This is a genomic window from Halorubrum sp. B53 (genome assembly GCF_059752395.1).
Genome location: NZ_MWTH01000016.1, coordinates 358,178 through 380,153 on the forward strand (window position 1 = coordinate 358,178; position 21,976 = coordinate 380,153).

Annotated in this window: 20 protein-coding genes and 1 pseudogene; 9 read left to right on the forward strand and 12 right to left on the reverse strand. The window is 71.6% G+C overall.

Going from position 1 to position 21,976, the window contains the following annotated elements; all coding sequences use genetic code 11:
- Nucleotides 1–230, forward strand: a pseudogene (locus B4V06_RS18260) (bile acid:sodium symporter); the annotation flags it as partial.
- Between the two features lie 20 nt (nt 231–250).
- Here the strand turns inward: B4V06_RS18260 and B4V06_RS18265 are convergent.
- Nucleotides 251–2,404, reverse strand: a complete 2,154-nt coding sequence (locus tag B4V06_RS18265) for a DUF7997 domain-containing protein (protein ID WP_498170995.1) — start codon at nt 2,402–2,404, stop codon at nt 251–253.
- 103 nt (nt 2,405–2,507) lie between these two features.
- On the opposite strand from B4V06_RS18265, the gene B4V06_RS18270 reads away from it, so the two are divergent.
- Nucleotides 2,508–4,742, forward strand: a complete 2,235-nt coding sequence (locus B4V06_RS18270) for an alpha-amylase family glycosyl hydrolase (RefSeq protein ID WP_498170997.1) — start codon at nt 2,508–2,510, stop codon at nt 4,740–4,742.
- Between the two features lie 80 nt (nt 4,743–4,822).
- Nucleotides 4,823–5,923, forward strand: a complete 1,101-nt coding sequence (locus B4V06_RS18275; protein WP_498170999.1) for a TrmB family transcriptional regulator — start codon at nt 4,823–4,825, stop codon at nt 5,921–5,923.
- 42 nt (nt 5,924–5,965) lie between these two features.
- Here B4V06_RS18275 and B4V06_RS18280 read toward each other — a convergent pair whose 3' ends face one another.
- From B4V06_RS18280 to B4V06_RS18320, 9 genes are all read right to left on the reverse strand, one after another.
- Nucleotides 5,966–6,994, reverse strand: a complete 1,029-nt coding sequence (locus B4V06_RS18280; RefSeq protein WP_123114132.1) for a DUF7551 domain-containing protein — start codon at nt 6,992–6,994, stop codon at nt 5,966–5,968.
- A gap of 24 nt (nt 6,995–7,018) precedes the next feature.
- The gene (locus B4V06_RS18285; protein ID WP_498171002.1) at nt 7,019–7,828 is read right to left on the reverse strand and encodes an FAD-binding protein; all 810 of its coding nucleotides are present in this window, start codon (nt 7,826–7,828) and stop codon (nt 7,019–7,021) included.
- A gap of 148 nt (nt 7,829–7,976) precedes the next feature.
- Nucleotides 7,977–8,153, reverse strand: a complete 177-nt coding sequence (locus B4V06_RS18290) for a hypothetical protein (protein WP_176329349.1) — start codon at nt 8,151–8,153, stop codon at nt 7,977–7,979.
- On the reverse strand, nt 8,154–9,392 hold the full coding sequence (locus tag B4V06_RS18295) for an ABC transporter substrate-binding protein (protein WP_498171005.1): 1,239 nt from the start codon (nt 9,390–9,392) through the stop codon (nt 8,154–8,156).
- Nucleotides 9,393–9,473: 81 nt separating this feature from the next.
- A complete protein-coding gene (locus B4V06_RS18300; protein WP_498171008.1) occupies nt 9,474–10,379 on the reverse strand; it encodes an ABC transporter ATP-binding protein in 906 nt (301 codons plus the stop codon).
- Nucleotides 10,380–11,552 (reverse strand): FecCD family ABC transporter permease, encoded by a 1,173-nt coding sequence (locus B4V06_RS18305; RefSeq protein ID WP_123114128.1) that lies wholly within the window; start codon nt 11,550–11,552, stop codon nt 10,380–10,382.
- Complete coding sequence (locus B4V06_RS18310; protein ID WP_498171009.1) at nt 11,549–12,532, reverse strand: NAD(P)/FAD-dependent oxidoreductase; 984 nt, start codon at nt 12,530–12,532, stop codon at nt 11,549–11,551. The genes B4V06_RS18305 and B4V06_RS18310 overlap by 4 nt, the downstream gene beginning before the upstream one ends.
- Nucleotides 12,529–13,791 carry an ABC transporter substrate-binding protein gene (locus tag B4V06_RS18315; RefSeq protein WP_498171011.1) on the reverse strand — a complete coding sequence of 421 codons (1,263 nt, stop codon included), beginning with the start codon at nt 13,789–13,791 and terminating at the stop codon, nt 12,529–12,531. The genes B4V06_RS18310 and B4V06_RS18315 overlap by 4 nt, the downstream gene beginning before the upstream one ends.
- A 192-nt stretch (nt 13,792–13,983) precedes the next feature.
- Nucleotides 13,984–14,898 (reverse strand): RIO1 family regulatory kinase/ATPase domain-containing protein, encoded by a 915-nt coding sequence (locus tag B4V06_RS18320; RefSeq protein WP_498171012.1) that lies wholly within the window; start codon nt 14,896–14,898, stop codon nt 13,984–13,986.
- Between the two features lie 146 nt (nt 14,899–15,044).
- Between B4V06_RS18320 and B4V06_RS18325 the strand changes: the two genes are divergently transcribed.
- The 6 genes from B4V06_RS18325 to B4V06_RS18350 all read left to right on the forward strand — a co-directional run bounded on the left by B4V06_RS18325 (nt 15,045) and on the right by B4V06_RS18350 (nt 19,866).
- Nucleotides 15,045–15,968 (forward strand): lipoate--protein ligase family protein, encoded by a 924-nt coding sequence (locus tag B4V06_RS18325; RefSeq protein WP_498171014.1) that lies wholly within the window; start codon nt 15,045–15,047, stop codon nt 15,966–15,968.
- A 73-nt stretch (nt 15,969–16,041) separates the two neighbouring features.
- Nucleotides 16,042–16,917 carry a deoxyribonuclease IV gene (locus B4V06_RS18330; protein ID WP_123114123.1) on the forward strand — a complete coding sequence of 292 codons (876 nt, stop codon included), beginning with the start codon at nt 16,042–16,044 and terminating at the stop codon, nt 16,915–16,917.
- Nucleotides 16,918–17,011: 94 nt separating this feature from the next.
- Nucleotides 17,012–17,503: a hypothetical protein gene (locus B4V06_RS18335; RefSeq protein ID WP_498171016.1), complete on the forward strand. Its 492-nt coding sequence runs from the start codon at nt 17,012–17,014 to the stop codon at nt 17,501–17,503.
- Between the two features lie 66 nt (nt 17,504–17,569).
- Nucleotides 17,570–18,376 carry a class I SAM-dependent methyltransferase gene (locus tag B4V06_RS18340; RefSeq protein WP_498171018.1) on the forward strand — a complete coding sequence of 269 codons (807 nt, stop codon included), beginning with the start codon at nt 17,570–17,572 and terminating at the stop codon, nt 18,374–18,376.
- Between the two features lie 69 nt (nt 18,377–18,445).
- Nucleotides 18,446–19,174, forward strand: a complete 729-nt coding sequence (locus tag B4V06_RS18345) for a glucose 1-dehydrogenase (protein ID WP_123114120.1) — start codon at nt 18,446–18,448, stop codon at nt 19,172–19,174.
- A gap of 299 nt (nt 19,175–19,473) precedes the next feature.
- Entirely contained in the window at nt 19,474–19,866 is a 393-nt protein-coding gene (locus B4V06_RS18350; RefSeq protein WP_123114119.1) for a DUF8147 domain-containing protein, read from the forward strand.
- 110 nt (nt 19,867–19,976) lie between these two features.
- Here the strand turns inward: B4V06_RS18350 and B4V06_RS18355 are convergent, their stop codons facing one another.
- Together B4V06_RS18355 and B4V06_RS18360 are read right to left on the reverse strand one after the other, a co-directional pair.
- Entirely contained in the window at nt 19,977–21,131 is a 1,155-nt protein-coding gene (locus B4V06_RS18355) for a pyridoxal phosphate-dependent aminotransferase (RefSeq protein ID WP_123114118.1), read from the reverse strand.
- 80 nt (nt 21,132–21,211) lie between these two features.
- Nucleotides 21,212–21,862 (reverse strand): DUF7095 family protein, encoded by a 651-nt coding sequence (locus B4V06_RS18360; protein WP_123114117.1) that lies wholly within the window; start codon nt 21,860–21,862, stop codon nt 21,212–21,214.
- Nucleotides 21,863–21,976: the final 114 nt, after the last annotated feature.

The window sequence follows — 21,976 nt, forward strand, 5'->3', positions numbered from 1 at the left end:
TCGCGGGCTGCCTCTTCGGCGTCGGCGCGGCGCTCAGCGCGTGCTGTCAGCGCGCGTTCGGAATCGAACGAGACCGGGCGTTCGCCCTGTTTTTCACCACGAATCTGAAAAATCTCGGAATCGCGCTGCTCGTCTCGCTCCCGTTCGCCGACCCGCTGGTCACCGTCTCGATAATCGTCTACTACGTCGTCCAGCAGACCGGGGGCGCCGCGCTCGCGGACGCGACGTGAGGGAGACAGACCCCTCCCGGTCAGTCGTCGACCGCGACGGGATCGGGCGTCGGCAGGTCGCGGTCGTGTAACAGCGCGACCGTCGCCAGTCGGATGGCGTGCGGCCAGCCGAGCGGGGTGGCGCTGTCGGGCGTCCCGTCGTCGAAGAACTGCTCGGGGAGGTAGCTCGTCGACTCGCACAGCGTTCCGCCGGGCGAGACGTGCGCGAGGAGCTCGCGGGCGCGCTCCGCCAGCCGGTCGGCCCGCGGGTCGTCGTGAGCCGCGAGCAGGGCCGCGAGCTCGGCGCAGGCGTTCGCGCCCCACGCCGTCGAGACGGTCCACACCTTCTCCGAGAGCTGGCCGGCCTGCCGCCACGCGTCGCCCTCGTAGCGGATCAGCCCCGCGATCTCGTCGCTCTCGTGGGCGAGCCCGTCGACGACCGTCTCCACGTGCGAGACGAGCCGGTCGAGCCGCTCCGCGTCGACGGCTCCGTCGTCACCCTCGCCGTCAGCGCCGCTCTCACCGAGGGCGTCGAACGACCGGTGCGCGCTCGCCAGCGACAGCGTCGAGGAGTCGAGCCGGTCGTCGATCGCCCCCTCGGGCGTCTCTCGGAGGGCGAAACAGCCGCGTTCGGGCACCCAGAGGTCGTCGAGCGCCTCGTATACGCGGGTCGCCTGATCGCGGGCGTGGCCCGCGAGGTCGTCGGGCAGGGAGCCGGCGTCGAGGTCGCGTCCGGGGGCGCTCGCGTCGCCGTCGGCGTCGAGGTCGGCGGCGTCGAGCCCGTCGCCGTGGAGAGCGAGCTCGCTGTACGCCTCCAGGAACGTCGCCGCGGTGTGGGCGAACCGCCCGGCGCTGTCCTCCCACGCGTTCTGGCAGACGACGGGGCGGCCGTCGTCCTCCAAGGTCTCGTCGAGCCCGGCGAGCGCGGCGACGAGGGTCGCGTCGAGGTCGGCGACGTCCACGCCGGCCTCGCGCGCCTGCGCGAGGTAGGCGATGACGCTGCCGGTCTGGTCGGCCTGGTAGTCCACGTCGGGGCCGTCCTCGATGCGGGCGTTCGCCCAGCCGGGCGCGAGCGCGCCGTTCCGGGGCCAGACGCGGTGGGGCCACGAGCCGTCCGGGCGCTGGGTGGCGACGTACATCTCGGCCGAGCGGGCGTGCCAGTCGCCGAGCCCGAGCCCGAGCCGGTCGTCGGCGCCGAGCAGGAACGCCGATATCTCCGCGTCGTCGCGGAACCAGGTGTAGCCGTAGCCGCCGGAGGTCGCGTAGAAGGGGTCGAAGTCGGGCCCGGCGATCCGGAGCCCGGACTCGGCCGAGAGCAGGGAGAGCACGCGGAGGTCGGCGACCACCGACTCGCGGGCCGGCGCCGACTCGGGGACCGAGGGCGTCGTCTCGCCGGCGGCCGCGGCGAGCGCGTCCACGGAATCGAGATCGGCGAACAGCTCGTCGAGCCGGGCGCGGGCCGCCTCGCGCGTCGTCTCGGCGCGGTCGGTCAGGAGCGAGGCGACCGCGGCGACGCCGTCCTCGAAGGGGACGTCGGCGATGACCTCGCCGGAGAGCCGCTCCTCCTCGTAGCGGTCGCCGTCGCGGTCGCGGGGGAGGTCCGTCGGCGTCTCCTCGAGGAGCTCCGGGAACGTCGCCGGGAGCTGGCCGCGCAGGTCCGAGAACCCGGTGTCGCTCGCGAGGAAGTCGTGCTCGTCGGCGTGGTACACTTCGACCGCGTCGTCGTACCGGAGCTGGCCGACGCGGTCGTCGCGGCCGTCGGGCGCGAACCGGGCGTAGACGACGAGCGAGAGCGCCTCGGGGTCGACGTTCGCGTGCCCGTCCTCCCCAACGTCGACCGTCGCGCGGGTGAGGTGCGCGTCGCCGAGCGTGACGTCGTGGCGGGTCACGGTCGCGGCGTCCGCCTCGTGGACCGTCTCGATCACCGTCGTGTCGCCGACGTACCGCTGGGCGGTGTCGACCTCGTCGAGCCAGGTGACGTCGCCGCCGACGGCGAGTCCGAGCCGCGATCGGACCAGCCCGGTCCGGCCGGTCAGCGGGTAGCCGAAGTCGCGGAGCTCGCCGTCCTCGTCGACGTGGACTAACCGCCCCTCGCCGCCGGAGAACCGCCCGGTAACGGTCCGGCGCTCACCGGGGAACCGGGTGGCGTGTCCGGTGTTGCGCTTGTAGTCGTCGAGCGCGTCGCGGAGTTGCATTACGCTGGTAAACGCCCCCTCCGTGTATGAAGTTTTGGTGTAATCTTCATTCGTATCTTTGGAGAACGGAAACGCTCAAGCCGGGGGACGCCCGGGTACCGGCATGCACGAACCCGGGCCCCCGCGGACGACGAGCGTCGGCGAATCGGTCGAGCTGGCGCCGCGCTCCCCGGATCCGGACGGGACATACGAGTGGACGGTCCGCGACGCGCCCGACGGGAGCGCCGTCGGCGCCGGCGACGGGCCTGAAAAAGGTGGATCGGAGGCCGAACGGCGGGAGCCGGTCCTCCGCCGCGGCGAGACGAGCCGATCGGACGCGCCGGTCGTCCACCTCCGGCCCGACGCGCCGGGGACCTACGTCCTGACGCTCGACGCGCCCGACGGGACGCACCGCCAGCGGGTGCGCGCCTTCCCGGACGAACGCCGGGAGGCGGAGCTGCGCGTGCCCGCTGCGGACCTCCCGGTGGACGACGCCGACGTCGACCGCGTCTCGCTGATGTGGGCGCACAACGAGCGCCTCCTCGCCCGCGACCGCCCCGAGCGCGACGGCGACGACTGGGTGGTCGAGGCCCGCGTGCCGCCCGGGCGTCACGGGTTCAGCTTCGTCGCCAACGACGACCCGAGCAACGAGCACGGCGACGTCGTCGAGGTCTCCGGACCGGGCCGCCCCCGCCTCTCGCTCGACGCGTGCGTGGAGGAGAGCGAAGGCGGCGGAGGATATGGCTCGACGGTCGTTCTGACGGCCGACGTCGACGCCCCGCCGAGGCTGGGCGACGGCGACGCGTCGGACGAGCCCCGCGTCGACGTCGAGTTCCTCGTCGACGACCGCGACGCGGATCCCGAGACGGTCGCGCGGATCGAGTCACTCGCGGACGGTGCCACGCTCGCGGTTCCGCTCGATGAAATCCCCGACGAGGCCCTCGGCGGCGACGGCATCCGGGTCCACGCGGTCCCGCGCGCGGAGCGGTACGGGGCCGCCGAGACGGTGCGGATCGGGCCCGACGACGACGAACGGACCGCCGAAGACGGCGGCGACGACGCGTCGCTCACGGTGAGCGACCCCCACGCGCCGCCCGAGTGGGCCGACTCGCCGACGATATACGAGGTCTTCGTCCGGTCGTTCGCGGGCGACACCCTGCCGACCACGTTCCGCGAGATCGAGCGCCGCGTGCCGTACTTGGAGAGCCTGCGCGTCGACGCGCTCTGGCTGACGCCCGTGCTGGCCTCGCCGACGGAGCACGGCTACCACGTCACCGACTACTACGAGACGGCGAGCGACCTCGGCTCTCGGGAGGCGTTCGAGTCGCTGGTCGAGACCTGCCACGACGCCGGCATTCGGGTGGTCTTCGACCTCGTCATCAACCACACCTCCCGCGATCATCCCGCCTTCCAGCTGCACGCTGCCGGCGTCGACGAGTACGCCGACCACTACCGGCGGGCCGACGGCGCGTTCGACGTGACCGGCACCGACTGGGCGGAGCTCGCTCCCGGCGACATGCCGGAGTACTACTTCAACTGGCGGCGGATCCCCAACCTCAACTTCGACAGCCCGACGGTCCGCGCGTGGCTGCTGGACGTGGTCGACGAGTGGGCCGCCGTCGTCGACGGCTTCCGCGCCGACGTGGCGTGGGGGGTCCCGCACGGCTTCTGGAAGGAGGTCGCCGACCGCGTCCCCGACGACGTTCTCCTCCTCGACGAGACGCTCCCGCACGACCCCTTCTACGGCGAGGGGGAGTTCGACCTCCACTACGACACCTCCCTGTACGAGGTCCTCCGCGACGCCGGCGCGGGCGAGGCGCCCGCGGACGCGGTCGCCGACGCGTTCGATCGCGCCGCGTGGCTCGGCTTCGACGACCCGGCCGCGCAGCTGCGCTACGTCGAGAACCACGACGAGGAGCGGTACCTCGCCGAGTACGGCCGGGACGCGCTGAAGGCCGCCGCCGCGACCGTCTTCGCGCTCCCCGGCGCGCCGATGATCTACGCCGGGCAGGAGCGCGGCAACGAGACGTACCGGGGCCCGATCCGGTGGCACGACGGCGACAACGACCTCACCGACTTCCACCGCGACCTCGCCGCGCTCCGCGAGCGCGAGCCGGACCTCCGCGAGGGCGCCGTCGACTTCGAGGCCGCCGACGTGCGCGTCGTCGACGGCGACCCCGAGCGGGTGACTGCGTGGGTCCGCGCCGCGGAGAATCGAGACGACCCTCTCCTCGTCGTCGTCAACTTCGCGAGCGAGCCGGCGACCGTCGCGGTGCCGGAGCGAGTCGAGACCGACCTGTTCGCGGACCGGGCGGTCGGTGCCGAAGTCGACGTCGAAGCCGTCGCGGTTTTTAAATAATCGGCCGCGGCGTCGACCGAGCGGCCGGCGCGGGTTGCGGTCTCCGGCGTTTATAAGTGGGCGCCTCGTCCTCTTCCCGTATGGACGACCGGACGCTGAACGACCTCCTCCGCCGGTTCGGGCTCTCGGACAAGGAGATCGACACGTATCTCAGTCTCTTGGAGCACGGCGAGGCGAAGGCGAGCACGATCGCGGACGCCGCCGGCGTGTCGAAGCGCTACGTCTACAGCGTGAGCGAGTCGCTCGCGGACCGCGGGTTCGTCGAGGTGAACGACCACGTCGTGCCGACGACGATCCGCGCGAACCCGCCCGACGAGGTGATAAACCGGCTCCGCTCCGACGTCGACGCGATCCGGCCCGGACTGGAGGAGCGCTTCTCGCGGGTGGAGCGGTCCGTCGAGCAGTTCGAGGTGATCAAGTCCCGCGTCACCGTCATCAAGCGGATCCGCTCGCTGCTCGGCGACGCCGAGTCGGAGGCGGCGCTGTCGATCACGGCCGACCACCTCCCCGAGATCCGCGAGTCGCTCTCGGACGCGGTCGACCGGGGCGTCCTCGTGCTCCTCGTCGTCTCGGACGCCGAGGACGACCTCGCCGAGGAGGACCTCGACGTCGACGCGTTCGAGGGCGTCGCCAGCGTCGTCCGGACGTGGAGCGAGGCGATGCCCACGCTGCTCACCGTCGACTCCGCGGCCGGCGTCGTCGCCCCGCCCGAGCTCCTCCGCCGGTCCGACACCGACCGACAGGCGATCCACTTCTCGCAGGAGCAGCTCGCGCCCGTCATCGTCGGCTCCTTCCTCGGGAACTACTGGCCGGCCGCGACCGAGGCCGCGACCGCGCCGCCGGCGCCGCTGCCGGCGGAGTACGCGAACTTCCGGCACACCGTCCTGCAGGCGACCCTGCGCCTCCGCGCCGGACAGCTCCCGCGCGTGACCGTCGGCGGGCGGTGGACGGAGAGCGACGAGCCGGTCGAGCTCGACGGCCGCGTCGTCGAGGCGAAACAGGGGATGGTCGAGCCGACGAACAACGAGTTCCCGGTCCAACACTCGCTCGTCGTGGAGACCGACGACGGCACCGTCACCGTGGGCGGCAAGGGCGCGTTCGTCGAGGACGTCGAGGCCGACCTCGTGCGGATCGAGGCCGGCGACGACGACGAGTCCGGCGGCACCGCCGACACCGAGTAGGTCCGCCCCGAGTGGATCGACGCCGCGCGGGTCGACGCCGACCTACCCGCGGATCGGGGCGCTCGCCAGTCCGGCGGGCTCCTCGTCGGCGGCGGGCTCGATTCGGAGCCGCCAGCCCCCTTCCGCGGCGTCGACGCGGATCGCACTCGGGGGCGACCGATCGCCGTGTCGGCAGAGTTCGAGGACGATGGGTAGCGTCGGGAATCGCCCGTCCTGGGGGCTCAGCGCGTAGTCGGACACGTGGACGACCCTCGACGCCGCTGGCGGCTCGTCGCCGCTCGGGTCGGCCGCGTAGCTCCCGACGACCCCCGCTCCGGCGAGGCGCTCGAACGCCCCCGCCACCGGGTCCGCGTCGGGCGCGGCGGGGAGCCGCGACGCGGCGTCGGCCAGCACCGCGGCCTGTTCGGTCGGCTCGAGGCCGCGGCGAAGCTCGAACGCCACCGCCTCGAGGAGCCGGAGACAGAGGCCGTCCGGGTCCGACCGCTCCTCCGCGAACGCGAAGTACGCGTCCATGACCGCCGACTCGACCGCGTCGTGGTCGCCCGCCGAGAGGGCCTCGAACACCGCCGCCGCCGCGTCGTGGCAGAACCCGACGAGGTCGCGGCTCGGAGCGGGAGTTCCGTCCGAGCGGCCGTCCCGACCCGGGCTCCGACCGCGATCCGAACGGTCGTCACCGTCTCGGCTCACGACTGGGTCGGAGAGCGACCAGGCCGCCGCCTCGGCCGCCGAGAACCGCCGCACGTCGTGCTCGCCGCCGGCGGACCGACCGCTTCCGGCGTCGCCGTCGGCGCTTCCGTCGCGGGCGCCGAGGCCGACGCCCTCGTCGCCAGCGTACTCCTGCCGCACGATCACGTCGTAGTACGGGACCTGCGGGTCGTACCGACGGAGCGCGTCGCGGTACTGCTCGGTGGCGCGGGCCGCGGCGCGCGCGGCGGTCCGGCTCTCGAAGCGGAGCCCGGCCGCGGGGACCGGTCGGTCGCCGTAGCGAGCGCAGACGAGCGAGTACTCGCCGTCGGTCGAGGCCAGCGACTCGATGTGGTCGCTGATCGCGGCCAGGGTCGTCCCGATCACGTCGGGGTCACGCTCCTCATGGGGTCACTCCTCCAAGCTCGGGTGCGTCTCCTGCGGGTCGGGGTGCGGGTCCGCGAACCGCTCGCGCGTCGCGTCGAGCGAGGCGGCCTCGCGCTCGCGGCGCTCCTCGGCGTCGATCTCCTCGCAGCCCGGCGGCACCTCCCGGCCGCGGTCCGTGAAGTACCCCTCGGGCGCCACCCAGTCGTGGTAGAACGGCGCGTCGTCGTCCTCCAGCAGCGTGACCGCGACCTCGGCGCCGTGCCCGGCGCACACCGCGGCCTGATGGGGCTTCTCCGCGAGACGCCCCGCCGCGTACAGCCCGTCGACGCCGGTCCGGCCGCGTTCGTCGACGTCGACGTACGCCTTCCCGCGGTCGAGGATCCCGACGCCGTCGATCCCGTCGAGGTAGCCGACCTCGTTCTTCGTGGCCGCGACGACGTACCGCGTCCGGACCCGGTCGTCGCCGTCGGTCTCGACGGCGAAGCGGGCGCCGTCGTTCGGGTCGTCGCCGTTCGAATTGTCGCCGTCCGAGCCGTCGCCGTCGACATCGCCGGACCCCTCGATCGCCGCGACCCGCGTGACCCGCGCGTCGAGCCGGTCCGCCCCCGCGGTCTCGGCCTGCTCGCCGAGGAGGTCGAGCAGTTGTCGGGCGTTGACGCCGAGCGGGAACCCCGGGAAGTTCTCTAGGTGGGCGTTCCGCCGGAGGATCGACTCGCCGGCGTCGACGACGAGCGTGTCGAGCCCCTGCCGCGCCGTGAACACGGCCGCCGAGAGCCCGGCGACGCCGCCGCCGACGACGACGGCGTCGCGCGAGTCGGTCGGTCCCTCGGTCATCGGTCGGCCTCCGGCCCGCACCGTCGGTCGCGGTCCGCGGTCCGTCCGTGGTTCGGATCCATACCCGGTGACGCGGGCGAGACGAAGTATGAGCTTCGGTCCCGCGGGTCAGGCGCGATGCGCGGTCGACCGGCCGGCCTCGCCTCGCTCATCGCCGCACTCGAACCGGGTTGGCGGCGGCGATGAACGGCTCGTCGCCGTCGGCCGCCGCGAACGCGATGTCGCCGGCGTCGCCGCGCTCGACCCGCCACGCCGGCAGCGCCGGCACGTCGTAGTCGGTCGGGTCGCCGTACGTCGCCGCGACGGCCCACTCGCGGGCGCGCATTTATACCTCCCCGTTGATGACGTCCGCGACGCGCTGGCGGTCGAACAGCCGCTCTCCATCCGGGATTTCCGGGTACGGACCCTCCTCGTAGCGCGGCCACTCGCCGAACGTCTCGGGGTACAGCTGCTTCGCCGTCATCTCCAGCTGGAAGAGGTTGAGGACCGGCCCCTGATAGCGGGCGCCCTGCGGGTGGATCCGGTCGTTCTGTACCGCGGTGACCTCCGAGCCGACGGGATCGTCCTCGAAGGCGGCCCGCCGCCCGGCCATGTCAGTCCCCGGCTCCATCCCGCCGAGGTAGAGGATTACGTCCGGGTCGGCCTCGAGCATCGTCTCGAAGTCGACGACCGTGCCGGAGTCGACGCTCCCCTCGAACGCGTCGCGCGGGCCGAGCGGGCGCGTGTGCGACGTGAGGAAGCCGGGGTTGCTCAGCGTGTACGCGTAGATGCTCTCGATGTCGGCCGCGGCGATCATGATCGCGGTCGGGCGCTCCTCCTCCGGCGGCAGACCGCCTTCGATCGTCGACAGGAGGTCGTCGCGGACGCCCGCGAGTGCCTCGTAGCGCTCGCGCTCTCGGAACGCCTCGGCGACGATCTCGAACTGCTCCCAGAGCCCGTAGTACTGGTACCCGTCGGCCCACTCCCCGGTCGGCTCCTGGTGACGGTCGCTGAGGGAGTTGCCGAACCACGGCGAGACGTTCTCGGCGATCTCGTCGACGTCGGCGCGGTCCCACGCGTCCTGCCGGGTGATCCACGCGGGGTCCGCGAGGTGGACGTCGCTGTCGAGGCCGTACAGCTTCTCCTTGTCCGGCTGCCACGAGGAGTAGCGCCCGGACCAATCGAGCGAGACGCCCGGGAGCCGCTCGACGAACTGGTTCCAGAGGCCGTCGTAGTAGTCGGGCGCGTGCAGCGCGGTGACGTCGTTCCCCCGGCCCAGCGCGAACGCCATGCCCGCGTGGTGGGTGAGGCGCGTGAACACCGTCTCCGGCGGCGACTCGAAGGCCACCTCGCCCATCGGCGAGATCGACGCCGTGTAGCTCCCGTCGTCGGCGTCGGTCTCGGACTCCGCCGACTCGCCGCCGTCGGACGAATCGGAATCCGCCGCGCCGCCGTCCGGCGACTCGGGGTCGGCGTCGCCGCCGCCGACACAGCCGGCGAGGAGGCCGCCGAGCGCGACCGTGCTGCCGTACTTCGCGAACGCTCTGCGGGTCGGGTCTCCGCGTGCCGCGTCGTCTCTGCGCATGTTTTTAGGCTAGCCTAAAACAATTTAACCGCTTCGGTTTTTAGGCCGGCCTAAACAAGTCGCGGAGACGGACGGACCGATCTACTCCGACTCCGCGTGACGCGCGCGCAGCGGCGTGACGCGCGGTCCGTTCTCGGTCTGCACCACGTCGGCGTCGACGCGGAACACGTCCGCGAGCAGCTCCTCCGTGACGATCTCCTCGGGGGCGCCGCGGGCGCGGATCTCGCCGTCCTTGAGCGCGACCATCCGGTCGGCGAGCCGGGCGGCCTGCTCGATGTCGTGGAGCACGACGACGACGGTCACGTCGCTCTCGTCGCGGAGCGTCTCGATGATCTCCATCACCTCCATCTGGTGATGGAGGTCGAGGAACGTCGTCGGCTCGTCGAGGAGGAGCACGTCGGTGTCCTGTGCGAGCACCATCGCGATCCACGCGAGCTGCTTTTGCCCGCCGCTGAGGCTCCCTACCTCGCGGTCGCGCAGGTGACCGCAGCCGGCGAGCTCGATCGCCTCCTCAACCGCAACCGCGTCCTCGTCGGTCGTCCGCTCGAAGAAGCCGCGGTGGGGGTACCGTCCGTGGTACACGAGATCCTCGACCGTGATGCTGTTCGGCGAGGTGCTCTCCTGCGAGAGCAGCCCGAGCTTCCGGGCGAGCGCCTTCGTGTCCATCGCGTGCACGTCGCGGCCGTCGACCAGCACGGAGCCGTCCTCCGGCGCGAGCTGTGTCGCCAGCCCCTTCAGCAGGGTGCTCTTTCCCGAGCCGTTCGGACCGACGAGGGCCGTGACGGCGCCGGGTTCGGCCGCGATCGACTCGCCGTCGATGACGGGCCCCGGGGCGTTCGGATACCCTAAGACGAGGTCCTCGCCGTCGAGGTCGCTCGCGTCCGTCGCGGGCTCCCCTCGGGCCGTCGCCGAGGCGCCCGCGTCGTTCGATCCGTCCGGTCCGTCCGTCGCGTCGATCTCCGTCGCGTCCGCGTTCTCCGTTGACATTTAGAGTTCACCCATGTTCTGCTGTCGCCGCATCAGGTACAGGAAGTACGGGCCGCCGATCAGCCCGGTGACGATTCCGACCGGGATCTGCGAGGCCGCGCCCGTGATCACGCCCATCCCGAGGCGCGCGCCCACGTCGGCCGCGACCATCAGCGCGGGACCGACGAACAGACAGCCGACGATCACCCGCTTGTAGTCGCTGCCGACGAGATTCCGCACCATGTGGGGGACGATCAGCCCAACGAAGCTGACGATGCCGGCCACCGCGATGCTGGCGGCGGCCGCCAGCACGGCGACGCCGGAGAGCGCGAACCGCACCTTCTCGATCGACATCCCCAGCGACTTCGCCGTCTGCTCGCCCAGGAGGAGGAGGTTCAGCTGTCGCGACCCCGCGAGCGACAACGCCACCGCCACGGCCGTCCACGGCAGCGCCATCCGGACCTGCTCCCAGTCGGTCCCCGTCAGCGACCCCGTCGTCCACTGGATCGCCGACTGGACGACGCCGATGTCGTCCGCGAAGAAGAACAGCCCCGTCTGGAGGCTGTTGAAGACGGTCCCGACGATTACGCCCGCGAGCACGAGCCGGACCGGGCTCGTCCCGTTCTTCCACGCGATGGCGTAGACGACCAGGAACGCGACCGCGCCGCCGAGCGCCGCGATCAGCGGGAGGAACGCCGAGAGCCCCCCGAACACCACGAGCGTCAGCAGGATCATCAGCCCCGCGCCCGAGGAGACGCCGAGGATGAACGGGCTCGCGAGCTCGTTCCTGGTGACCGCCTGGAAGATGGCTCCCGAGACGCCGAGGTTCATCCCGACGATAGCCGCGACGAACACCCGCGGAAGCCGGATGTTCCAGACGATGAGCGTCTCGTGTGCCAGCTCGGGGAGCTCCCCCTGAAAGCCGGTGATCGAGCGCATCAGCCCCTCGCCGACGACGAAGTTCAACAGCCACCGCGGGTCGAGGAGGACCGCGGGATCGAGGACAGCGCGCCACGCCTCGCCGATCGTCATCGAGTACGCGCCGAAGCTCACCTGCACGAGCCCGCCGGCGACGACGACCGCGACGCTGGCGAGCGCGACCGAGACCAGTTTGGGATCGAACAGCGCCCCGATCCGCCCCTCTGACGCCCGGCGCGCGGCGCCCTCACCGGCGACCGACCTCCCGCCGCTCATCGCGTCCCCTCGGCGTACGCGGCGATGTCCTCGTCGTCCATGGCGTCGAGCAGCGCGTCGGCCCCGTGGGCGTCGACGGCGGCGTCGGGGTCGATGTGGCCGGCGAGCGCGCGCCGTCCCTCGGCGGTCCGCGCCTCGACCTCGTCGGCGTCGACGTACGCCGACAGCGCCTCGTCGATCGCCGCCTCGCGGACCCGGGCGAACCGCTCCCCGTCCGGGTCGACGGGAGCGTCGGCGTGGCGATCGTCGAACCACTCGACCCACCGCTCGCGGTCGGCCCACTCCTCGTCGCGCTCGGCCTCGCGGCGCACCCAGTCGACGCCCTCTGCCGCCGCGGGCCACCAGCCGTCGTCGATCCGCGCGTCCGTGACGACCCGCCGGGCGACGCGGGCGCCGCGCCCGGCCGCCGTGACCACCTGTCGGTCGGCCTCTGAGGGAGTGGCGACGTAGAGCCCGTCGACCGGCGTCGCCCCGTCGGGGTCGGCGTACTCCCGGTCGAAGTGCTCGTGGACCTCGCCGCCGTGGTCGTGGGTCTCGAACATCGCGTCGTCGTCGTCGAGCCCGCGGAGGTACTCGCCGCCGTACCGCGTCGCCGCCACCACGCGGCGGGCGGTGACCGGCTCGCCCTCCTGCGGAGTGACGCGGAACCGCGTCTCCGCCTCGCCCCCGTCCCGTTTCTCGGCCGACTCGACGAGGTCGTCGACGAGCTCGGCGCCCGCGCGCTCGACGTGCTCGTGCGCGAGGTCGTAGAACGTCTCGACGTCGATCCCGCCGGGGAACCCGAGGTAGTTCCCGAGGTGCGCGCAGCGCGCGATCGACGACCGGCCGCGGTCGAACACGGCGACGTCGAGCCCCTCGCGGGCGGCGAAGACCGCGGCCGAACAGCCGGCGGGACCGCCGCCGACCACGACGGCGTCGTAGTCAATCTCCTCGGCGCCCTCGCCGCGGTCGGTCTCCTCGCGATCGTCTCGGTCGCTCATTCCGCATCACCGGCCACGATCGCCGCGACCCGGTCGCGGTCGAAGAGGTGCTCTGACTCCGGAATCTCCGGGTAGTCGTCGCCGTGCTCGTAGCCCGGCCACTCGCCGAACCGCTCCGGGAACAGCTGTTTGGCGGTCATCTCCAGCTGGAACAGGTTCATGATCGGTCCCTGCACCGGATGGCCCGAGGGGTAGAACCGGTCGCTCTCGACCGCGGAGAGCTCGCCGGCGACCGGGTGGTCGGCGAGCTCCTCGCGGATCGCCCCCACGTCGTAGTAGGAGGCGATACCGTACTGGTGGAGGACGACGTCCGGGTCGACCTCCAGCAGCCGCTCGTGGTCGTACGCCGTCTCGTAGGTGACGTCGTCCGCGGCGAAGGCGTCGGGGACGTCGAAGGGCCGGACGTGCGCGTTCGCGAATCCCGGCTCGTCGGTCCGGGAGGGGTAGTACGTCCCGTCCATGTAGATGAGCGCGGCGACCGTCGGGCGCTCCTCTGCGGGCGGGAGGTCGCCGCGGATCGTCTCGACCAGGTCCTCGCGGACGGTCTCGAGCGCGGCGAAGCGCTCCTCCTCCCGGAACGCGGCGGCGACGCGCTCGCCGATCTCCGGGAGCGTGTAGTACGCGTACTCGTCGCGACACGGCTCCGGCGGCTCGGAGTGCCGACGGCTGTAGACGTTCCCGAACCACGGCGCGACGTTGTCGCGGACCTCGGCCACGTCGGCCTCGCTCCAGCCGTCGAATGACGCGAACAGGCAGGGGTCCGCGAGGTGGAGGTCGCTGTCGAGCTCGTAGAGGAGCTCGCGGTCGACGGAGACGCCTCCCGAGCCGGAGTTGAGCTGCGCGAGCCCCTCGCGGTCGAAGGCGACGCCGTCGAGGCCGGCGTAGTAGGCGTCGAGCGTGTTCCCGCCGGCGTCCGCGTCGAACCCGAGGGAGTTCACCGCGTCGCCGTGGCCAAGCGCGACGGCGAGGTCGGCGTACAACAGGCTGTACACCATGACGTCCTCCGGAACGGCGTCGAACGCGACCTCTCCGACCGGCGCCAGCTCGGCCGTGTACGATCCCGTGCCCGCGTCCCCACTCGCCGAGCCGTCCCCCTGATCGGCAGCCCCCGAACCGTCGTCCCCGGATCCGGTCGACGCCGACCCGTCCGTCGGCTCGGTCCCGGCACACCCCGCGAGCAGTCCCGCGCCGGCGGCGGCGCCGCAGTACCTGATCGCGTCGCGGCGCGTCGCGGCGGGTCGGTCCGCGTCTGGCTCCATGGATTTTAGGCGACCCTAAAGGATTAAATCGGTTTCGAATCTTAGGCAGACCTAAACAATCGTCTCACGCGACGAGCTCGTTCGGAGACGGTCGGTGCGGGCGGCGAGGCGACGAATGAGAGCTGATGCAGGCGGCGAGGCGACGAGACGGAGACCACCGCAGAGAACGGAATTCGTATCGCGATATGAGATTTATTCCGCCGCGAACGCGCGAACCGTCTCGAACGAGCCGTCGGCGATAGCGGCCGCGATACCGTCGGTATCGGCGTCTCTGGGGACTTCGTGGGGGTACTTCCGGCTGAAGTAGCGCAGGAGGTTCGCGACGTCGCGTTCGAGGAACTCGCGAGCGTTCTCGTGGTCGACCGGGACCGCCTGCGGCCAGTCGAAGATCGTGACCCCGCTCTCCGCGACCGCGACGTTGTGCTCGGACATGTCGGCGTGGACCCACCCGAGGTCGTGGGCGGTCACGAGCTCGCGGAGGACTAAATCGAGGACCGCGGAGGCCTGTTCGGGCTCGAGCGTCGCGCGCGAGAGCTCCGCGCCGTCGAACTTGTCCATCACGATGGCGTGCCGGTTGTGATCGACCGGCCGCGGCACGCTCACGTCGGGGTACATCGCCTCCATCGCCTCGTACTCGCGTTCGGCCGCCTTGCGCGCGGTGTACATCCAGGAGACGTGGTCGCGGTCGGCGGTGTACTCGCGCTCGCGGTTCACCTCGCGGAAGTTAGTGTACCCCTCCCGGTGGTACTTCAAGGCGAGCGGCTTGAACGACTGCGCCTCGTACACGTCTCCCTCCTTGCCGAACCCCAGGGGCGAGCCCACGCCGTCGATGGTCTCGCGCTCGGCGAACGTCCGGAGCGCCAGGGCGTCGTACCCCTCGAACGTGAGCTGGTACCCCTCGTACTGGATCGTCTTCCGCTGGATCAGCTCGCGGTCGAGACATCGGTCGATCCGGTAGTCGACCTCCTCGCGCGTCAGATCGGCGTAGTCGGGGAGCTTGTCGCGACGGACCCACTCGGAGAACCGCATCCCCTGCTCGACGCCCGAGAGGAGATAGAAGTCCTCGGGGTCGAGCTCCGCCATCTCGCCGGCGACGTTTCGAACCATACGCCCCCTACTCCGGCGATTCGTAAAAGGGACGCGCGTTCCGCGAACCCACCTGATAAATCGCATTCCGCGATAGCAAATTCGGTTTCGGCGGTCGCATCCCGCCGAGCGCAACGGCTTTCGGGGCGGCGGGCGGAGTGGCGCGCATGACCGCGCCGACGGGGGACTGGCGACTGATTCGAGAGGAGGCCCGTCCCGGGCCGATGCAGATGGCGCTCGACGAGGTCGCGGCCGAGACGGCGGCCGCGGGCGGTCCCGCGACGGTCCGGACGTACCGGTGGGAGCCGAGCTGCCTCACGCTCGGCTACCGACAGGACCCGGCGACCGTCGACTGGGCGTTCTGCGAGCGCGAGGGGATCGACGTGACGCGCCGACAGACCGGCGGCGGCGGGATCTACCACGACGGGCGCGGCGACGTGGCCTACTCGATCGCGGTGCCCGCCGCCGACGTGCCCGGCGAGCTGCTCGACTGCTATCACCTGCTCTGCGAGCCCGTCCTCGACGCGTTCGACCGCCTCGGGATCGACGCCGGCTACGTCGAGGAGTCGATGCCGGAGCTGTACCACCCCGCCTGCTACCTCCGGGAGCTGCATCCGGCGCACGACGTGGTGGCGGGCGGGTCGACGGAGAGTGGCGGCGCGACGGGCGGTGACGGCGCGACGGACGGTGACGGCGCCGAAGGCCGTCGGAAGATCGCCGGTAACGCGCAGTACCGCAAACGCGACGCCGTGATCCAGCACGGCTCGCTGACGTTCTCTGTGGACGCGGAACGCCACCTCGGGACCTTCGCCGACCCGCCGGTGACGCCGGGCGAGTTCGGGGAGCGCGTCGTCGGAATGGACGAGCTGGCCGACGTCGACCGGGCGGACGCCGTGGCGGCGGTCGAGGCGGCGCTCGTCGAGTGGGTGGTCGGGGCGGGCGACGGTGACGACCCCGAGGGCGACGCAGTCTCGCTCGACCGCGATGGGGCGTGGTCGAGCGCGGAGCTCGCGCGGGCCGAAGAGCTCGTCGAGGCGAAGTATCGCGACGACGGGTGGGTCCGAACGCGGCCCGGGAACGACGACGCGTAGTCACCGGAAGGGAGGGGGGAAGAACCGGCCGGCGTTCCGAAGGGGCTTTTTCAGTCGCCCCCGTGGTGTTCGTATGAGTCTCAAGGTCGGCGCACACGTCTCGATCTCCGGTTCGCGGGCGTCCAACGATCCCGAAACGCCGCCGTACGGGAACATCGCGAACGCGGTGTTCAGACAGAAGCAGTTCGGCGGCAACTGCGGGCAGATCTTCACCCACTCGCCGCAGGTGTGGCAGGACCCGGACATCGGCGACGAGGAGGCGAAGCTGTTCCGCGAGGGGACCGAACGCGATCTGGTCGGGCCGTGGGTGATCCACACCTCCTACCTCGTCAACCTCTGCACGCCGAAGGAGGGGCTCCGCGAGAAGTCGCTCGACTCGATGCAGAAGGAGGTCGACGCGGCCGCGAAGCTGGACATACCCTACGTTAACGTCCACCTCGGCGCGCACACGGGCGCCGGCGTCGAGGGCGGGCTCGACAACGCCGCCTCGGTGATCGACGACGTCGACGTGCCCGACGACGTGACGATCCTCATCGAGAGCGACGCCGGCGCGGGGACGAAGCTCGGCGACGAGTTCGAGCACCTTGCGGGGATCATCGACCGCACCGAGACCGACATCGACGTCTGCGTCGACACCGCCCACGCGTTCGCGGCGGGCTACGACCTCTCGACGGCCGGGGCGGTCGACGAGACGGTCGACGAGTTCGACGACGTCGTCGGGTTAGAGCACCTCGAGTACATCCACCTCAACGACTCGAAGCACGCCTGCGGCACCAACAAGGACGAGCACGCCCACATCGGCGAGGGGCACATCGGCGAGGCGGGGATGGAGCGGATCGTCAACCACCCGGACCTGACGGACGTGCCGCTGGCGCTGGAGACGCCGACCGAGGACGGGAAGAGCTTCGCGTGGAACATCGAGCGCGTCCGCGAACTGCGGGCGGACTGAGTTCGCGGGGCGCCTCGTCGGGGGCGGTAACGCGTCGATTTCGTTTAAAACCGTCCGACGCGCCTTTATATACCCGGAGCCGCGATCCACGGATATGACCACCACGAAGGCGCTCCTCATCGGTCAGCGGCGTCGCTTGGCCCTGACGATGGTCGGCGGGTTCGCCGGTCTCGTAGCGCTCTCGCTGGCGGTCGCGATAGTCGCCGAGCGCGCGGACCTCCCGACCGCGGCGGCGCTGACCGATCGGCTCGTGCCGCTGCTGGTGTTCTACGCGCCGGCGCCGATCGCGGCCGTCGGCGGGTACGCGCGCTGCGGCGGCCCGGCGTGTCTCGCGGTGGGCGCGGTGCCCGCGGTCGTCTTCGCCGCGCTCGTCGTCGTCGGGACCGTCTTCGGCGTGCCGGGCGTGGGCGCCGGCGACTCCCCGATCGGGGGAGTGACGATGGCGTTCGCGGCGGTCGGACTGAGCGGCGCGTTCGTCGGCTACTGCGCCGGCGTCACCGCCGCGCTCCTCGCGGACCTCGCCGGGTACGGGAGCGACGACGGCGAGGGCGAAGATGGCGAAGATGGCGAAGGCGACGCGGAGTGAAAGTCGGACTCCGTCACGACGAGCGAGTTCCTCACGTTTAATTCGTCCCGCGTCGAACGCGGGGCCGTGCGACGCTTCTCCGCGGAGTACCTCGAACACACCCGACAGGGGATGTGGGCCGACGACCGGGCGGCCCTCGCGGACCTGAAGCTGTCGGGCCGCCGCCGCGTGCTCGACGTCGGCTGCGGCACCGGCGAGCTGACCCGCGTCCTCGACGCGGAGGCGGCCCCGGACGCGACCGTGATCGGCGTCGACGCCGACCCCGACCTCCTGGCGGTCGCCCGCGAGGAGACCGGCCTGCCGTACGTCGCCGGCGACGCGACCCAGCTCCCCCTCCCGGACGACGCCGTCGACCTCGTCGTCTGTCAGGCCCTCCTGATCAACCTCCCCGACCCGGCCGCCGCGGTCCGGGAGTTCGCGCGCGTTTCCTCGGACCTCGTCGCCGCGATCGAGCCGGACAACGGCGACGTGACGGTGACGTCGACGGTCGACGCCGAGGAGCGCCTGGAGCGGGAGGCCCGCGAGGCGTATTTAAAAGGCGTCGACACCGACGTCGCCCTCGGCGACCGCGTGCGGGACGCGTTCGCGGCGGCGGGGCTCGGCGACCTCCGGACGCGCCGATACGTCCACGAGAAGCGGACCGCCCCGCCGTACGCGGAGTCCGCGCTCTCGTCCGCGGCACGAAAGGCCTCCGGCGCCGGCCTCGCCGACCACCGCGAGGAGCTGATCGCCGCGACCTCCCTCGACGCCTACGACGACCTCCGCCGACGCTGGCGGGCGATGGGTCGGGAGGTGGTCGACGCCATCGGCGACGGCGAGTACGAGCGCGTCGAGCGCGTCCCCTTCGACGTGACCGTCGGACGGGTGACGTAGGCGGGCTAGCGGCTCTCCCGCATCGCCGCGTCCCGAAAGACGAAGTCGACCCGGAGCGACCGGTGAGACATGCCAGCCGCAGTCGTGACGGGGTCTTCTCGGGGTATCGGACGGGCGATCGCGCTTCGGTTCGCCGCCGACGGCTACGACGTCGCCGTCAACTACCACACCGGGGACGAGGCCGCCGAGGCGGTCGCCGAAGGAGTCCGCGACCGAGGCCAAGAGGCGGTCGTCGTGGGGGCGGACGTCTCCGACGCTGACGCGGCCGCGCGGCTCGTCGAGACCGCCGCCGACGCGTTTGGCGGGGTGGACCACGTCGTCAACAACGCCGGGATCGACCAGCACGTGTACACCGCCGAGCTCGATCCCGACGACTTCGACCGGGTGATGGACGTCAACGTCAACTCCGCGTTCAACGTCACGAAGGCGGCGCTCCCGCGCCTCCGCGAGTCCGAGGACGACCCCTCGGTGACGAACATTTCCTCCATCCTCGCGCACACCGGCGCGCCGATCGAGTGCCACTACGCCGCCTCCAAGGGAGCGCTCCTCTCGCTCACCCGGAGCCACGCCGAGGACTTCGCGCCCGACGTGCGGGCGAACGCGATCGCGCCCGGCCACGTCGAGACGGACATGACCGGCGACCGGACCCCGGAGGAGAAGCGCGAAGAGCTGGCGCGGATTCCGGTCGATCGATACGGCCAGCCCGAAGACATCGCCGACGCTGCCGCCTATCTCCGGGACGCGACGTTCGTCACGGGCGAGACGCTGAACGTGAACGGCGGGGAGCTGATGCGCTGATCGGAGCGAAACGGAGATCGGACCCTTCGAGCCTCTCGATGACTGAGATGTGCGCTCCCGACCCGGTTAGCGCCAGGAGGATATATGCCGGTCAGTCCGGTAAATTGCTACTACCCGTCAAGAACGCCGTGCGAGATACAGAGAGGAGATCGAGCACGCGGGGGCCGCTGCACTCGCCTCTCTCAGTGAATTGATAGAATAGCTACACGCGGGCACGTCTCGTCCTCACTGTGAGTGGGCATCTTGGCTCCAGAGAACCGACTGCGGGCTATATGCTCTCTAAGTTCGATGCGTTACCTATGAACGCACGTACGATCGCCCTCGGATTGGGTGCCGCCGTCGCTACGTTCCTGCTGGCGGGTGCCGCGACCATAGAGCTGCTGGGCGCCGGGGAGGCCCCCGGTATCGGTATCATCGGCGTTGTTGTCGGCGTCGCCGCCGGATTGCTGGCAGGCGGGCTTGTCAGCGTGTACGCTGGACGGCTCTCCGGGATCGCCGCGTCGGCCCTCGTCGCCTACGCGACGTTCGGTGTCGCGTTCATCGCGATCGCGGGACTGCGCTACGTCAACGTGCCGTATGCCGACGACACGTTCACGTTCCCCGTTCATCTCGGCGTGAGCGTCGTGGCTGCTGTCGTCGTCGCCCTGCTGATCGACCGTGCGGGGTCGGATGGCCGGACTGCGACCGCCTGAATACGACCCCGAACCGGCATCGAGGGCTGAGCGATACGCGCGGTGTCTCTCGCACGGCCATCGGGATGTGCATTACCCCAAGTTAAAACGGAACTCGACGGAGCCGGCGGTCAGTACTCCGCCAGCCCGGCCTCGATCCGATCGAACCCCTCCTCGAGCCGGTCGACGGAGTTCGCGAAGGAGAGCCGGAGCCGCCCGGGGGCCGTGTCGCCGAAGCCGTCGCCGGGCGCGAGCACGACGCCGTGCTCTTGGAGGAGGTACTTCGCGACGTCGATGGCGGGCGCGTCGAGCCCGGGGTCGAGGAAGGCGTAGAACGCGCCCTCCGGCCGGGGACACGAGAGCCCGTCGATGGCGTCGACGCGGTCGACGACGAGGTCCCGACGCTCCTCGAACGCGCGGTACATCTCCTCGAACGGCTCCTGCGGGCCGGTAAGGGCGGCGATCGCGGCGTGCTGTGCGACGCTCGACGCGCAGGCCGTGGTCGATTCGCGGACCGTCGTCACCTCGTCGATCACCTCCCGGTCGCCCGCGAGCCAGCCGAGCCGCCAGCCGGTCATCGCGTACCGCTTCGAGCAGGAGCCGACCGTCAACACGTGGTCCGGGTGGCCCGTGACGGCGGCGATCCCCCGGGCGGGGCCGTCGTACGTGAGCCCGAGGTACACCTCGTCGGCGATCACGTAGGCGTCGTGGTCGGCCGCGGCCTCGACGACCGCGCGGCACTCGTCGGGGTCGAAGACGCGGCCGGTCGGGTTCGAGGGCGTCGTGAGCACGACCGCCGCGGTGTCGTCGCTCATCGCGTCGATCACGCGGTCGGCGTCGAGGGCGAAGCCCGTCTCGGCCGGCATGGGCACCTCGCGAAACGTCCCGTCCGCGAGCGTCGCCTGCGTCTCGTAGTTGGGCCACGTGGGGCCCGGGACGAGCAGCTCCTCGCCGGGCGACACCGTCGCGAGGGTCGCGAGGTGGAGCGCCTCCATCCCGCCGACGGTGACGACGATCTCGTCGGGGTCGTGCTCGACGCCGTACTCGCCCGCGAGCGTGTCGCTGATGGCGCGCCGGCACTCGGGGAGTCCCGCGTTGGAGGTGTAATGCGTCGCGCCGCCGCGGGCCGCGCTCGCGGCCGCGTCGATCACGTGCTCCGGCGTGTCGAAGTCCGGCTCGCCGACCTCCAGCCTGACGAGGTCGCCGTCGTGACGCTGTGCGAGGTCGAACATCACGCGGATCCGCGAGCGCTCCGCGCGCCGGACGCGGTCGGTAGGCGTGGGCATACCGTCCACACGGCGAACCGGTCAAAAAGCGGTCCGGTGGCGGCCAAACGCGGTCGGCGGGCGGACCACTCGCCGGGCTTTTAAATCATATCGCCGCGAACCGACGCCCCCTCCTGCTCGGCCCGCCGGCGTGTGAGCACGTCCGCGGCCTCGCGCGCCACGTCCTCGTCGGCGCCGAGCATGCCGAGCGCGGCGGGGAGCGTCGGCATCGCGAGGGAGGCCTCGCGGAGCCGGTCGAACGCCTCCGCGTCGCGGGTGCCGTCGACCCACAGGCAGACGCCGCGCGGGTCGAGCACCTCCTCGTAGGCGTCGCGGGCCAGCGCTCCTTTTAAACGCTGGCGCACGTTGTCCTCGAAGCTCGCGTTACACACCTCGAGGTGAATCGGCTCGTCATCCGCGAGGAGTTCGGCCGCGAGGCACTTCTCGGGGGCGGCGTACCCGTTGTCGCTCGCGCGCACGCGGTCCGGGTGCGCCTCCGCCCACTCGGCGCGCACCGAGGTGCCGACGCCCTTCACGCCGTACTCGGCCTCGAAGTCGGCGGCGGCGTCGGCGTCGGCGTCGCCGCCCATGATCACATCCTTGGTGAGGTAGACATCGAGGCGCTCGACGGGGTCGAGCCCGAGCGCGACGTCGCCGAACGCCCACACCTCGCGGACGGGGACCGGCATCGTCTCGTTCTCGACTCGGTCGACGAGGGTCGCCAGCCGGTCGACGGCCTGCTCGCGGTTCATTACCGACCCGTACGCGGGTCGCGGGCAAACCGGTTACGCTCGGCGGCGGTCGCCGGGGGAGGGTCCCGCGGCGACCGCCGGGTCACACCTCGTCGAGCCGCGACGCGACCGACT

Coding starts and splice junctions, on each gene's coding strand:
- B4V06_RS18265 (WP_498170995.1), bottom strand. CDS start 2,404: ATGCAACTCCGCGACGCGCTCGACGACTACAAGCGCAACACCGGACAC.
- B4V06_RS18270 (WP_498170997.1), top strand. CDS start 2,508: ATGCACGAACCCGGGCCCCCGCGGACGACGAGCGTCGGCGAATCGGTC.
- B4V06_RS18275 (WP_498170999.1), top strand. CDS start 4,823: ATGGACGACCGGACGCTGAACGACCTCCTCCGCCGGTTCGGGCTCTCG.
- B4V06_RS18285 (WP_498171002.1), bottom strand. CDS start 7,828: ATGACCGAGGGACCGACCGACTCGCGCGACGCCGTCGTCGTCGGCGGC.
- B4V06_RS18290 (WP_176329349.1), bottom strand. CDS start 8,153: ATGCGCGCCCGCGAGTGGGCCGTCGCGGCGACGTACGGCGACCCGACC.
- B4V06_RS18295 (WP_498171005.1), bottom strand. CDS start 9,392: ATGCGCAGAGACGACGCGGCACGCGGAGACCCGACCCGCAGAGCGTTC.
- B4V06_RS18300 (WP_498171008.1), bottom strand. CDS start 10,379: ATGTCAACGGAGAACGCGGACGCGACGGAGATCGACGCGACGGACGGA.
- B4V06_RS18305 (WP_123114128.1), bottom strand. CDS start 11,552: ATGAGCGGCGGGAGGTCGGTCGCCGGTGAGGGCGCCGCGCGCCGGGCG.
- B4V06_RS18310 (WP_498171009.1), bottom strand. CDS start 12,532: ATGAGCGACCGAGACGATCGCGAGGAGACCGACCGCGGCGAGGGCGCC.
- B4V06_RS18315 (WP_498171011.1), bottom strand. CDS start 13,791: ATGGAGCCAGACGCGGACCGACCCGCCGCGACGCGCCGCGACGCGATC.
- B4V06_RS18320 (WP_498171012.1), bottom strand. CDS start 14,898: ATGGTTCGAAACGTCGCCGGCGAGATGGCGGAGCTCGACCCCGAGGAC.
- B4V06_RS18325 (WP_498171014.1), top strand. CDS start 15,045: ATGACCGCGCCGACGGGGGACTGGCGACTGATTCGAGAGGAGGCCCGT.
- B4V06_RS18330 (WP_123114123.1), top strand. CDS start 16,042: ATGAGTCTCAAGGTCGGCGCACACGTCTCGATCTCCGGTTCGCGGGCG.
- B4V06_RS18335 (WP_498171016.1), top strand. CDS start 17,012: ATGACCACCACGAAGGCGCTCCTCATCGGTCAGCGGCGTCGCTTGGCC.
- B4V06_RS18345 (WP_123114120.1), top strand. CDS start 18,446: ATGCCAGCCGCAGTCGTGACGGGGTCTTCTCGGGGTATCGGACGGGCG.
- B4V06_RS18350 (WP_123114119.1), top strand. CDS start 19,474: ATGAACGCACGTACGATCGCCCTCGGATTGGGTGCCGCCGTCGCTACG.
- B4V06_RS18355 (WP_123114118.1), bottom strand. CDS start 21,131: ATGCCCACGCCTACCGACCGCGTCCGGCGCGCGGAGCGCTCGCGGATC.
- B4V06_RS18360 (WP_123114117.1), bottom strand. CDS start 21,862: ATGAACCGCGAGCAGGCCGTCGACCGGCTGGCGACCCTCGTCGACCGA.